Origin of the sequence: Burkholderia sp. BCC1996 (assembly GCF_905339955.1) — a bacterium.
Taxonomy (GTDB): domain Bacteria; phylum Pseudomonadota; class Gammaproteobacteria; order Burkholderiales; family Burkholderiaceae; genus Burkholderia.
On the sequence record NZ_CAJPHM010000009.1, the window covers coordinates 93,663 to 106,477 of the forward strand.

A 12,815-nucleotide genomic window follows, 5' to 3' on the forward strand; every position below is an offset into this window, starting at 1 on the left:
CGGTATGCTGATCGACGTCATATCTCCGCATTCGAGGTAACCACTGCGATGGACATCGCGATCCGCATCGAAGGCCGTCACGACCTGACCGGGCAAATCTTCCGGCAGTTGCGCACCGCGATCGTCGACGGACGGCTCGAAGGCGGCGCCCGGCTGCCGTCGACGCGCGATCTCGCGAAGCAGCTCGGCGTGTCGCGCAAGACGACGCTCGACGCGTTCGAACGTCTCGTCGCCGAGGGTTACCTGAACACGCGCGCGGGCGACGGCACGTTCGTCGCCGGCGGCCTCGCGCGGGTGCCGCACGCGGCGGCGGCCGCGACGCCGTCGCTCGTCGAGGACGCGCCGCCCGTCCATGCCGTCGACGCACGCGCGCTGTGGGACGAGTTGCCCGACGCGCTCGCGATGCCCACCCCGCAGGACACGCCCGCGTTCGACTTCCGCGGCGGCGTGACCGACAAGGCACTGTTTCCGTTCGACGCATGGCGCCGCTGCCTGCATCACGCGTTGCGCCAGCAGGCGCGCGGCCCCGGCCAGTACCACGCGCCGGCCGGCGATCCGCAGCTGCGCGGCGCGATCGCGCGCTACGTCGCGTTCAGCCGCGCGGTCGCGTGCGGCTGGGACGACGTGCTCGTCACGCAAGGCGCGCAACAGGCGCTCGACCTGATCGCACGCGTGGTCGTGCGGCCCGGCGACGTCGTGGCGGTCGAGAATCCCGGTTATCCGCCGGCGCGCGCGGCGTTCGCGTCGCTCGGCGCGACGGTGATCGGCGTGCCGGTCGATGCGCACGGCCTCGTCACCGGGCGGCTGCCCGACGACGCGCGCCTCGTCTACGTGACACCGTCGCACCAGTTCCCGCTCGGGATGCCGATGACGCTGGAGCGGCGCGTCGCGCTGCTCGAATGGGCGCAGCGCCGCCGCGCGGTGATCATCGAGGACGACTACGACGGCGAGTTCCGCTTCGAAGGCCGGCCGGTGGAATCGCTGAAGAGCCTCGACCGCACGGGTCTGGTCGCGTACGTCGGCACCTTCTCGAAGACGATCTTTCCCGAACTGCGGATCGGCTACGCGATTCCGCCGCGCGCGCTGCGCGACGCGCTCGCCAAGGCGAAGCAGATCGTCGACTGGCACACCTGCACGCTGACGCAGGCGGCGCTCGCGCGCTTCATGCTCGAAGGCGATTTCGCGCGGCACCTGCGGCGCGTGCAGAAACACTACGACGCGCGCCGCAAGATGCTGCTCGCGCATCTGCGCGGCGGCCTCGCGCCGTGGTTCGACACGATCGTGCCGACCGCCGGCATCCACCTCGCCGCGCACCTGAAACCGGGGCTCGACGAAGCCGCGCTGGTCCGCGCGGCGCGTGAGCACGACATCGGCCTGTACGGGATCACCGCGTTCCACGTCGGCTCGGCGGCCCGCGCGGGGCTGCTGTTCGGCTATGGCGGGATCGACGCGCTGCGCATCGACACCGCGCTCGCGAAGCTGGCCGCGCTGCTGGATTCAGGCCGTGTCGGCGGCCCGCCACTGGTTACCTGAATTTTCCCAGAATTGGCCATTCAAGCAGGCCAGTGGCACGCTTAAAGTGGGTCCTGTCGCGCCACCGGGCGCATCCAACCGAACAGGACCTGCCATGCAACCGCGTCTGAACTTCTATACCGCCAGCCCGAACGCCATCAAGGTGATGCGCAACGCCGAGGAATTCCTCGCGAAAAGCTCGATCGAGAAGCCGCTCGCCGAACTCGTCCGGCTGCGCGCGTCGCAGATCAACGGCTGTGCGTTCTGCGTCGACATGCACACCACCGACGCACGCAACGGCGGCGAAACCGATCGCCGCCTGGCGACGGTCGTCGTCTGGCGCGAAACGCCGTTCTTCACCGAGCGCGAACGTGCGGCGCTCGAATGGACCGAGGCGCTGACGCTCGTCGCCGACAACCACGTGCCCGATGCCGTGTGGGAAGCCGTGAAGCCCCATTTCAGCGACACGGAGTTGTTCGAGCTGTCGATGCTGATCGCGACGATCAACACGTGGAACCGCTTCGCGATCGCGTTCCGCAAGATGCCCGAGTAAGGGGAGACGACGATGATGCGCTCCAGCTCCACGCTCCGCCGCGCGATGCTGTGCGCGTCGCTCGCGCTCGGCACCGCGCTGCCGGCCGCCGCCCACGCGCACGATACCGGCGACAGCGTGCACGCGATCATGCAACAGGCCGTGCCCGAAGCGCCCGGCAAGCTCGCCGTCGTCGCGACCGTCGACTATGCGGCCGGTCAGGCATCCGAAGCGCACAAGCACCTCGGCTCGGTGTTCGCGGTCGTGTCGAAAGGTGAAGTGCTGTCGCAGGTGAACGACGGCCCGGTGCGCCGCTATCGCGCCGGCGAAGGTTGGTACGAGCCGCCCGGTTCGCGCCACCGGGTGTCGCGCAATGCGAGCGCGACCGAACCCGCGCAACTCGTCGTGTTCGGGCTGACGGGCGAGCATGTGCCGCTGAAGTCGCCGATCGATCAGTGATTTAGGAGGCCGTGCCGCGTCGGGCGCGCCGCCGTGCTGCACGGCCGGCGTCCCGCCCCGTGCCGCGCGACTTCCTCGCCGGCGTCGGGCGCGGCCGTTTCGCCCGCTGTTTCGCCGCCGTTTCGCCGGCCGTTTCACCCACGTTTCGATCAACGTTTCACCCGCCATTTCCCCCGTCGATCACCCGCCAGTTCCCCGCGAGGTCCCGCGGCTTCCGCATTAGCCGCTCCCTACACTCCACCGCCGGCGCACGCCCCTTCGCCACGCCACCGCCCCGCCCGTCCGCCCCGCCATTCGCCACTCGCCTGATCGCGATCAACGCGGGCGAAAACCCTTGCTTGAAATTAACTAACTCATCAATTAGCGTCGATTTCATGAACGCGAAATCCACCGTCGCCAGGCCGCGCGGGCGCCGCCCGTCGGTGGACGACTTCGACCTGCGCGACCACATGCTCGACGTCGCGATGCAGTTGTTCGCCGAACGCGGCATCGCCGCGACGACGGTCGCGCAGATCGCCGCGGCCGCCGGCGTCACGTCGGCGATGGTCCACTACTACTTCACGAATCGCGAGCAGCTGCTCGACGCGATCGTCGAGGAGCGGCTCGCGCAGGTCATCGCGTTCGTGTGGCGGCCGACCGCGCCGCACATCGAAAACGATCCGTTCGCGCTCGTCGCCGAGCTCGTCGACCGCTTCTTCGACGTCACGCATCGCATGCCCTGGCTGCCGTCGATCTGGCTGCGCGAGATCGTCCACGAGGGCGGGCTGCTGCGCGAGCGGATGATCCGGCGCATTCCGCTCGAGCATGTCGGGCGGTTTGCCGATCGTATCCGCGCCGCGCAGCAGGCCGGCACGCTGAACCCCGCGCTCGAACCCGCGTTCCTGTTCCATTCGATCATCGCGCTGGTGATGCTGCCGCTCGCCACCGCGAAGCTGTGGCAGAGCGCGCGCGGCCTGCCGCCGATCGATCGCGACGTGCTGCAGCGCCACGTCCGCGCGCTGCTCGGGTCCGGCATGCAGCCGCCCGCCGCCGCGCCGGATCCCGACGCGCATTCGCGACGGAGGCCGTCGTGAACGCGCCCCGCCCGCTGCCGCTCGCGCTGGCCGCCGCCGTCGCGCTGCTCACCGGTTGCGGACGGCCGGCGAACGACGTCACGACCTTCCAGGGCTATGTCGAAGGCGAATTCGTGTACCTGTCGTCGTCGCAGGCGGGCACGTTGACGCAACTGTCGGTCGAACGCGGCCAGGCCGTCGCGGCCGGCGCGCCGGTGTTCTCGCTCGAAGCCGTCAACGAAACGGCCGCGCTGCGGCAGGCGCAACACCAGCTCGAGGCCGCGCGCGCGCAGCTTGCCGACCTGCAGACCGGCAAGCGCCCGCCGGAAGTCGCGGTCACGCGGGCCCAGCTCGCGCAGGCCACGGCACAGGCCGCGCGGGCCGCCGCGCAATTCGCGCGCGACGAACGCCAGTACGCGGCCGGCGGCCTGTCGAGGCAGCAGCTCGACGATTCGCGCACGTCCGCACAGACGACCGCCGCGCAGGTGCGCGAGTTGCAGAACCAGGTCGACGTTGCGCGCCTGCCGGGCCGCGCGCAGCAGGTGGCGGCCCAGGCCGCGCAGGTCGATGCCGCGCAGGCGGCCGTCACCGAAGCGCAATGGAAACTCGACCAGAAGCGCGTCGCCGCGCCCGCCGCCGGGCGCGTGTACGACACGCTGTACCGCGTCGGCGAATGGGTGCAGGCCGGCAATCCGGTCGTGCAGATGCTGCCGCCGCAGAACCTGAAAGTGCGGTTCTTCGTGCCGGAGGCCGCCGTCGCATCGATCGTGCCGGGACGCACGGTCGCGATCCACTGCGACGGCTGCCCGTCCGACGTCCCCGCGCGCGTCACCTACGTGTCGCGCGCGGCCGAGTACACGCCGCCCGTGATCTACAGCAACGAGAGCCGGACCAAACTCGTGTTCATGGTCGAGGCGCGCCCCGCCGTCGCCGACGCGCCGAAGCTACACCCCGGCCAGCCCGTCGCCGTGAGGATGCGATGAACGCGCCGCCCGCCCCGTATGCGATCGACGTCGACCGCCTGAACAAGCGCTTCGGCGACAAGCACGTCGTGAAGGACGTCTCGCTGCGCGTCGCGCGCGGGGAGATCTTCGGCTTTCTCGGGCCGAACGGCAGCGGCAAGACGACGTCGATCCGCATGATGTGCGGCCTGCTCACGCCCGACTCGGGCAGCGGCACCTGCCTCGGCTACGACATCGTGCGCGACAGCGCGCAGATCAAGCGCCGCGTCGGCTACATGACGCAGCGCTTCTCGTACTGGGAAGACCTGTCGATCCGCGAGAACCTCGATTTCGTCGCACGCGTGTACGGGATGCCCGATCGCCAGGCGGCTGTCGCGCGCGCGCTCGACGGGCTCGGTCTCGCGAGCCGCGCGGACCAGCTCACGGGCGCGTTGTCGGGCGGCTGGAAGCAGCGTCTCGCGCTCGCCGCGTGCATGCTGCACGAACCGGAGTTGCTGCTGCTCGACGAACCGACCGCCGGCGTCGATCCGGCCGCGCGCCGCGACTTCTGGGAAGAGCTACACCGGCTGGCCGCGCAAGGCATCTCGGTACTCGTCAGCACGCACTACATGGACGAGGCCGAGCGCTGTCACAAGCTCGCGTACATCGCGTCCGGCGAACTGCTCGCGCAGGGCACGGCCGCGGAAATCGTCGCGTCGCAGCACCTGTCGACGCGCACGGTCACCGGCGGGCACCTGGCGGAACTGTCCGCGCGCCTGCGCACGATGCCGGGCGTAGACCAGACGGTCGTGTTCGGCTCGACGCTGCACGTGAGCGGCCGCGATCGTGCGCTGCTCGACGCGACGCTCGCGCAGGTCGCGGCGCAGGCCGGCACGCAGGAGAACGGTCACGCGCCGCTGCAGGTCGCGCCGATCGACACCGGGCTCGAAGACGTCTTCATCTACATGATGGGCCGCGCATCCGGGCCGCCCGGCGGAGCGGCGACATGAGCACGTGGACGGGCCTGCGCGACGCGTTCTCGGTCGCGCGCTGGTGGAGCATCGTGCTGAAGGAATTCCTGCAGCTGCGCCGCGACCGCGTGACGTTCGCAATGATCGTCGGCGTGCCGATCATCCAGCTCGCGCTGTTCGGCTTCGCGATCAACACCGATCCGAAGCACCTGCCGACCGCGGTGATCGTCGCCGACTCGAGCCCGTTCGCGCGCAGCTTCATCGCCGCGATGCGCAATTCCGCGTACTTCGACATCGTCGCGACGCTGCCCGACGAAGCGGCCGGCCGGCATGCGCTCGCACGCGGCGACGTGCAGTTCGTGCTGAGCGTGCCGGCCGACTTCTCGAAGCGGCTGCTGCGCGGCGAGCGCCCGTCGCTGCTCGTCGAGGCGGACGCGACCGACCCCGTCGCGACCGCGTCGGCGCTCGGCGCGCTGCCGGGCCTCGTGCAACCCGTCGCCGACAAGGACCTGACGGGCCCGCTCGCGCACCTGAACGGCCGCCCGGCCGCGTTCGACATCGTGCTGCACCGCCTGTACAACCCGGAAGGCATCACGCAGTACAACGTCGTGCCGGGCCTGATGGGCGTGATCCTGACGATGACGATGGTGATGATGACGGGCCTCGCGATCACGCGCGAACGCGAGCGCGGCACGATGGAGAACCTGCTGGCGACGCCCGTGCGGCCGCTGGAGGTGATGACGGGCAAGATCGTCCCGTACGTGTTCATCGGGCTGATCCAGGTGTCGATCATCCTCGTGGCCGCGCGCTACGTGTTCCACGTGCCGTTCGTCGGCGGCATGGTCGCGATCTACCTGTCCGCGCTGCTGTTCATCGCCGCGAACCTGACGGTCGGCATCACGCTGTCGTCGCTCGCGCAGAACCAGTTGCAGGCGATGCAGCTTGCGGTGTTCTACTTCCTGCCGAACATCCTGCTGTCGGGCTTCATGTTTCCGTTCGCCGGGATGCCGAAGTGGGCGCAGTTCATCGGCAACCTGCTGCCGCTCACCTATTTCAACCGCCTGGTGCGCGGCATCCTGCTGAAAGGCAACGGCTGGGCCGACCTGTGGCCGTCCGTGTGGCCCGTCGCGCTGTTCACGCTCGTCGTGATGGGCGTCGCGCTGCGCTTCTACCGGCGCACGCTCGACTAGGAGCCGCACGATGAAACCGGCTTCGCGTCGCGCCCGCCCCGCCGCCCGCCGCAGCGCATGGGCAGCCGTTGCGCTGCTCGTCGCCGGTTGCACGGTCGGGCCGGATTTCCGCACGCCCGACGCGCCGGCCACACGGCAATACACGCGCGATGCCCCGCCGGTCACGACGGCCGCCACCGGCGGCCCGGGTGGCGACGCGCAGACGTTCGCATCGGCCGCGCACATGCCGCAACAGTGGTGGACCGCGTTCGGCTCGGCACCGCTGAACCGGCTCGTCGATACCGCGTGGCACAACAGCCCGACGCTCGCCGAGGCCCGCGCGCGGCTCGACGAAGCGCGACAGAACCACGCGGCCGAAGCCGGCGCGACGATGCTGCCGCGCGTCGATGCGAACCTGTCCGCCACCCGCGAGAAGGTCGACATCGCTGCCTTCGGGCTGCCCGCCAACGTGCCGAATCCCGGACCTTTCACGCTGTACGACGCGTCGGTGAGCGTGTCGTACGCGCTCGACGTGTTCGGCGGCAATCGGCGCGCGCTCGAGGCGCTGCGCGCCCAGGTCGACTATCAGGCGTACCTGCTCGACGCCGCACGCCTGACACTCGCGGGCAACGTCGTCGCGACTGCAATCCTGCGCGCGTCGCTCGCGCAGCAGATCGCGCTAACGCGGCAGCTCGTCGACGCGCAAGCCCGGCAGTTGCGGATCGTCGACGCACGCTTCGCGGCGGGCGGCGTATCGCAGGCCGACGTGCATGCGCAGCGCACGCTGCTCGCGCAGACGCAGGCCTCGCTGCCGCCGCTCGCGGCCCGCTACGCGCAGGCCGGCCACCGGCTCGCGATCCTGCTGGGCGCGCCGCCGTCCGGTGCCGAGCTGCCCGACCTCGCGCTCGACGCGCTCACGCTGCCGCGCACGCTGCCGGTCGCGCTGCCTTCGACGCTCGCGCGCGAACGGCCCGATATCCGCGCGGCGGAGGCCGTGTTGCATCAGGCGAGCGCGAACGTCGGCGTGGCGACCGCGAACCTGTATCCGCGTTTTTCGATTTCGGCAGGGATCGGTTCGGAACGCACGCGCATCGCGGATATCGTGAGCGGGCTGAATGTGTGGAATGTCGGCCTCGGCCTGACGCAGCCGCTCTTTCATGGCGGCGAGCTGCGCGCGAGGAAGCGCGCGGCCGAAGCCGCGTACGACGCCGCGTTCGCGAGCTATCGGGAAACCGTGCTGCTGGCGCTCCAGCAGGTCGCCGACGCGATGCGCGCGGTCGAACACGATGCGACGGCGCTGCAAGCGCGGGACACGGCCGCACGGGAAGCGGCGGCAGGCAACGCGATCGCCGGCGACCGTTACGCGGCGGGCGGGATCAGCGCGTTCGCGCTGCTCGATGCGCAGCGGCAGGCATTGCAGACCGCGCTCGACCGCACGCGCGCGCAGGCCGACCGGCTGGCCGACACGGCGGCGCTGTTCCAGGCGCTGGCGGGGAACTGGATGGATGATGCGGCGCGGTGACCGACACGACGGCGTCGGCGCCGACCGGGCATTGCCGGCCTGCACGTCATGCACCGCATGAGCGGCACACTTGTCAGGCTCGACAGCCGTCGCCGCGCGCTTCCATTCGACGACCATCCATGACCGAACCCGCAATACGCACAACGCGTGCCGCAAATGGAAAAACCGGCCCGAAGGCCGGTTTTCGTACCGCAAGCCGTGAGCGGCGCTCGCGCGCCGCGCGGCATCAGAAGCGGTGGATCAGGCCGACGCCGGCCGCGATCTGGTTCTGCTTCGAACCTGCGCCCACGCCGTCGCCGATCGACGTCGTTGCATTGACGATGCCGCCGGTCAGGCCGCTGATCGTGTTGCCGCTAGCGTGCTGGTACGCTTCAACCGCGTACAGGCCCGTGCGCTTCGACAGGCTGTAGTACTGCGACAGCGTGACCTGATGGTACTTGGCCGAGCTCGAGACGCCGTTCGACTGGGTCGCACGCGTGTACGAGTAGCCTGCCGCGAAGTCCCACTGCGGCGCTGCCTTCCAGTGCAGCACTGCGCCCGCCGTGTTGAAGATCGCCGTATTGTGGAATGCCGACAGGTTGCCCGGGATGTACTGGACGTTCGAGTACGACACCGAGATGTCCCACGCCGGCGTGAACTGGTAACCGGCCGTCACGGCGACACGTTGCTGCGACTGTGCCGTCTTGTAGCCGCCGTTGATCGACGACACGGCCTGCTCCGCACCGTTGCCGCTCGAATCCAGACCGTTTTGCGCGGTCGAGTTCGCGCCCCACACGCCGCCGCCGAGCGTCGCGTTGTTGATGCGCTGATAGCCAACCGCGATGCCTGCCGGGCCGTTCAGGTACTGGACCGCCGCGCTCCAGGTCGAGCCGCGGTTGAAGCTGCCTGCCACGCCGCCGAGCGAGTACGAACCGCCGACCGTGAAGCCGTAGAACTTCGGCGACATGTAGACGAGCGAGTTGTTCGCGCGGTAGCTGGTGTCGAGCGAGTCGATATCGCCCGGGTGCGCGCCGTAGTAACCGGTCAGCCAGGTCGTCGGGCTATACGGCGACAGCAGCGTGTAGTACGCGGTGTACTGGCGGCCGGCCGTCAGCGTACCGTACGTCGCGTTGGTCAGACCAACCCACGCCTGACGCGTGAAGATGCCGTTCGTCCATTGCGACGAGCCGTTGTTCGCGTTGAAGCCGGCTTCCAACTGGAAAATCGCCTTCGTGCCGCCGCCGAGGTCTTCGCTACCCTTCAGGCCGAAGCGGCTGCCTGCCCAAATACCGGTGGCCATCTGCACCTTCGAGTGACCGCCCGAAACCGCGCTGGTGGCCGACGAGTTGTTCTGCCAGGCGATAGCGTTATCGACGATACCGTACAGGGTCACGCTGCTCTGGGCGTGGGCTGCGGTAGCGGCTGCGAGACCCGCTGCCGTCATGGCGAAAGCGACGCGCTTTTTCATTGATTCTCCGTCCTCAAAGAATGATTTCTTTTCTGGTGTGGTTTTATGACTGACACATGTGCGAGTACATGCCGGTGCGATTCTGACGGATTACCAATCGTTTCCCAACATGTGCGGTCGGTCATCGTATGATCGACGCAACGCGGGGGTTCACCAAACGGTTACATAACACCTGAAAACGCTTACGCGGCGGGCCTTGCCGGCATTTCCCGGTGAAAACCCTAGCTTTACATTTTTACTGGTGCATCGCGACCGCCGGATGTCGTCAGACGCCCTCGGCAACAACCTTCCTACGAATGCGTGAGCGCGGCTGACGCCGCGATTCACGCCGCCGCGCAGGATCGCTGACATTCATGACACCCACGTTTCGGGAAGCGAAATCGTGGAAACGTTTCAGTCCGCGTGCGGACAATCGGACGGGAGACCGGGAGCGGCCCGGCGAATGCGGGCCGAGGGGCGATGCCGACGCTGGTCGCGTCACGCGCCGGCATCGTTCAGCGCGAGTCGGCGATTCAGCGCGCGGACGGCTGCGCGATCCGCGCGTTCACCGCGTCGACGAGCGCGGTGATCCGCGCACGGATCGCGGCGTTCGAACCGACGAGCGCGAGCGACGACGCCATGATCCGGTAGATCCGCTTGCGCGGCACCTTCGCCGGCGTCGCCGGATCGAGCCACGCATCGTGGCCGGCCAGCAGTTCGAGCGTTTCGAGGCCGATCATGATCGGCCACAGGCACGCGAGCCGCAGCCGCACGAAGCGGCGCGGAATCGCGAGCGTGTAGCGGCACGCGTCGCGATACTGGTCGAGCGTCACGCGCAGCAGGTCGACCAGCACGCCGCGCGCGCGCGCCGACGCATCGGGCGTCATCAGGTCGGCGACGCCGACGCCGTATGCGGCCAGCACGTCCTCCGGCAGATAGCAGCGGCCGATCCGCAGATCCTTCGCGCAGTCGCGCAGGATGTTGGTCATCTGCAGCGCCTTGCCGAAACGGATGCCCTTCTCGCGCATGTCCGGCACGTCCCAGCCGCGCGCGGCGCGCGTGTGCGCGCCGGTCATGTCGGTCCAGAATTCGCCGACGCAGCCGGCGACCAGGTACGTGTAGCGATCGAGCTCGGCACGGTTCGGCAGCGACGCGACGCGGCCCGACTGTTCGTCGGGGAACGTGCGCAGGTCGAATTCCATCCCCGACGTCAGCGTCGCGACGACCTTGCGGATCGACGCGCGGTCCGCATCCGGCTGCGCGCGCAGCAGCGCGAGCATCGGCTGCATCGAGCCGAGCAGCACGTGTTCGTGCGAATCCGTCTGCATCCGCGTCACGTCCTCGAGCGAGCGCGACAGCGCCGCGCCGTCGCCGAGCCGCTCGACTTCGTTCCGCAGGTCGGTCAGCAGCGCCGCGCGGCGATCGGGCGCGACCAGCGCCGTGTCGGCGATCGTGTCGGCCGCGCGCGCGAGCAGGTAGGCCAGGCCGACCGGGTCGCGCATGCCGTCGGGCAGCACGCGCAGCGTCAGGTAGAAGGAGCGGGAAACGTTCTTCAGCAGGTCGCCGAGCAGGTAGGCGGGATCGGTATGCGTCGTCATGGGTCGGTAAAAATCGGCCGGCGCGGGCCCCGGACGCACGCGGGCGCCGGGCGCCCGCGCCGGCCCGCGAGTCGCCGCATCGCCGTGCGCGGGCGGGTGTCGGCCGGGCGCGGCGATGCAAAAGTCCCGCAAGTTTAGTGCATCCGGCGACCACGCTCGCGATCCGTCCGACGAAGTGGGCGCGCAACCGCCGAACCGCGTCGGCGCGACGATCGCGGCGCCGGCTGGCGGCGACGGGCGGATCGCACCGTCTCGACCGCGACGTGTTCCCGCAATTCTCGCGCCTGACGCGACAACAAAACAGAAAGGCACGAGTAATACATATGTAATGATCCGGTGCGACGATCGCGTCCCGTTCGCTCACGCGGCCCCGCATCGCCGGACCGCTTGCCCTTTCACCGACTTCCGTTCCGAAGGTTCATCGACATGCTCTTCCCGCGCCCGACCGCCCTGCGCTGTATCCCGTTCGCCTGTGCCGCCGCCGTCCTGCTTGCCGCCTGCGGCGGCGACGACGTCTCGGCGTCCGATTCCACTCGGCCGATCTCCGCGAAGGTCCAGGTGGTCGGCCATCGCGGCGCGAGCGCGCTGCGCCCCGAGCATACGCTCGCGTCGTACCGCAAGGCGATCGAGGACGGCGCGGACGTGATCGAGCCCGACCTCGTCGCGACGCGCGACGGCGTGCTCGTCGCGCGCCACGAGAACGAGATCTCCGGCACGACGAACGTGTCGACGCTGCCGCAGTTCGCGAGCCGCAAGGCGACCAGGACGATCGACGGCACGCAGCTGACCGGCTGGTTCACCGAGGACTTCACGCTCGCCGAGCTCAAGACGCTGCGTGCCCGCGAGCGCATTCCGAAGGTGCGCCCGGCGAACACCGCGTACAACGACCAGTTCGAGATTCCGACCTTCGACGAGATCGTCGCGCTCGCGAAACAGATGTCCGCGCAGACCGGCCGCACGATCCACCTGTATCCGGAAACCAAGCACCCGACCTACTTCCAGTCGATCGGCCTGCCGCTCGAGGATCGTCTCGTCGACGCGCTGCTGAAGGATCCGTACACGGCGCGCACGGCGACCGTCTACATCCAGTCGTTCGAGGTCGCGAACCTGAAGGCGATCCGCAACCGGATCAAGTCGAGCCAGCCGAACTGGAAGCTCGTGCAGTTGATGGACGAAGCCGGCCAGCGTCCGTACGACTTCGTGAAGGCGAACGACAAGCGCACCTACGGCGACCTGTCGACGCGCGACGGGATGCGCGAGATCGCGTCCTATGCGAACGGCGTCGGACCGTACAAGACGTCGATCATCGCGGTGGCCGCGGACGGCACGCTGCAGCAGCCGACGTCGTACGTGCGTGACGCGCACGCAGCCGGCCTCGTCGTGCATCCGTATACGTTCCGTCCGGAGAACAACTTCCTGCCCGCGTCGCTGAAGGACGGCGGTACACCGGCCACGCGCAACACCGCGGGCTCGGTGCGCGAGATCCAGGCCTACCTGCGCGCGGGCATCGACGGCTTCTTCACCGACGATCCGGCCGTCGGCCGCACGGCCGTCGACACGTTCAAGCGTTGAGCGCGCTGAACGTGCCGCATGCGCCGAGCCGCTGAACATGCGGCAACCGGGCGCGGCGCAT

The 12,815-nt window shown here is 69.2% G+C and carries 11 protein-coding genes; 9 read left to right on the plus strand and 2 right to left on the minus strand.

The annotated features are described in order from the left end of the window. Positions 1-48 precede the first annotated feature (48 nt). From U4Z64_RS15340 to U4Z64_RS15375, 8 genes are all read left to right on the plus strand, one after another. Positions 49-1,533, plus strand: coding sequence for a PLP-dependent aminotransferase family protein (locus U4Z64_RS15340; protein ID WP_321820384.1), 1,485 nt, complete (start codon positions 49-51; stop codon positions 1,531-1,533). Positions 1,534-1,627: 94 nt separating this feature from the next. Then, entirely contained in the window at positions 1,628-2,065 is a 438-nt protein-coding gene (locus U4Z64_RS15345; protein WP_044843002.1) for a carboxymuconolactone decarboxylase family protein, read from the plus strand. Between the two features lie 12 nt (positions 2,066-2,077). Next, positions 2,078-2,503, plus strand: a complete 426-nt coding sequence (locus tag U4Z64_RS15350) for a cupin domain-containing protein (RefSeq protein ID WP_321820385.1) — start codon at positions 2,078-2,080, stop codon at positions 2,501-2,503. Positions 2,504-2,877: 374 nt separating this feature from the next. After that, positions 2,878-3,576, plus strand: coding sequence for a TetR/AcrR family transcriptional regulator (locus U4Z64_RS15355; protein WP_321820479.1), 699 nt, complete (start codon positions 2,878-2,880; stop codon positions 3,574-3,576). Next, entirely contained in the window at positions 3,573-4,538 is a 966-nt protein-coding gene (locus tag U4Z64_RS15360) for an HlyD family secretion protein (RefSeq protein ID WP_321820386.1), read from the plus strand. Before U4Z64_RS15355 ends, U4Z64_RS15360 begins: the two co-directional genes overlap by 4 nt. Then, positions 4,535-5,506: an ABC transporter ATP-binding protein gene (locus U4Z64_RS15365; protein WP_321820387.1), complete on the plus strand. Its 972-nt coding sequence runs from the start codon at positions 4,535-4,537 to the stop codon at positions 5,504-5,506. Before U4Z64_RS15360 ends, U4Z64_RS15365 begins: the two co-directional genes overlap by 4 nt. Next, positions 5,503-6,657, plus strand: a complete 1,155-nt coding sequence (locus U4Z64_RS15370) for an ABC transporter permease (RefSeq protein ID WP_321820388.1) — start codon at positions 5,503-5,505, stop codon at positions 6,655-6,657. Before U4Z64_RS15365 ends, U4Z64_RS15370 begins: the two co-directional genes overlap by 4 nt. 10 nt (positions 6,658-6,667) lie before the next feature. Then, on the plus strand, positions 6,668-8,158 hold the full coding sequence (locus tag U4Z64_RS15375; RefSeq protein WP_321820389.1) for an efflux transporter outer membrane subunit: 1,491 nt from the start codon (positions 6,668-6,670) through the stop codon (positions 8,156-8,158). A gap of 226 nt (positions 8,159-8,384) precedes the next feature. On the opposite strand, the gene U4Z64_RS15380 is transcribed toward U4Z64_RS15375, so the two are convergent. Then, complete coding sequence (locus U4Z64_RS15380; protein ID WP_321805722.1) at positions 8,385-9,605, minus strand: porin; 1,221 nt, start codon at positions 9,603-9,605, stop codon at positions 8,385-8,387. A 512-nt stretch (positions 9,606-10,117) separates the two neighbouring features. Then, on the minus strand, positions 10,118-11,182 hold the full coding sequence (locus tag U4Z64_RS15385) for a phytoene/squalene synthase family protein (protein ID WP_321795331.1): 1,065 nt from the start codon (positions 11,180-11,182) through the stop codon (positions 10,118-10,120). 426 nt (positions 11,183-11,608) lie between these two features. On the opposite strand from U4Z64_RS15385, the gene U4Z64_RS15390 reads away from it, so the two are divergent. After that, a complete protein-coding gene (locus U4Z64_RS15390; protein ID WP_321820390.1) occupies positions 11,609-12,754 on the plus strand; it encodes a glycerophosphodiester phosphodiesterase in 1,146 nt (381 codons plus the stop codon). Positions 12,755-12,815 lie beyond the last annotated feature (61 nt).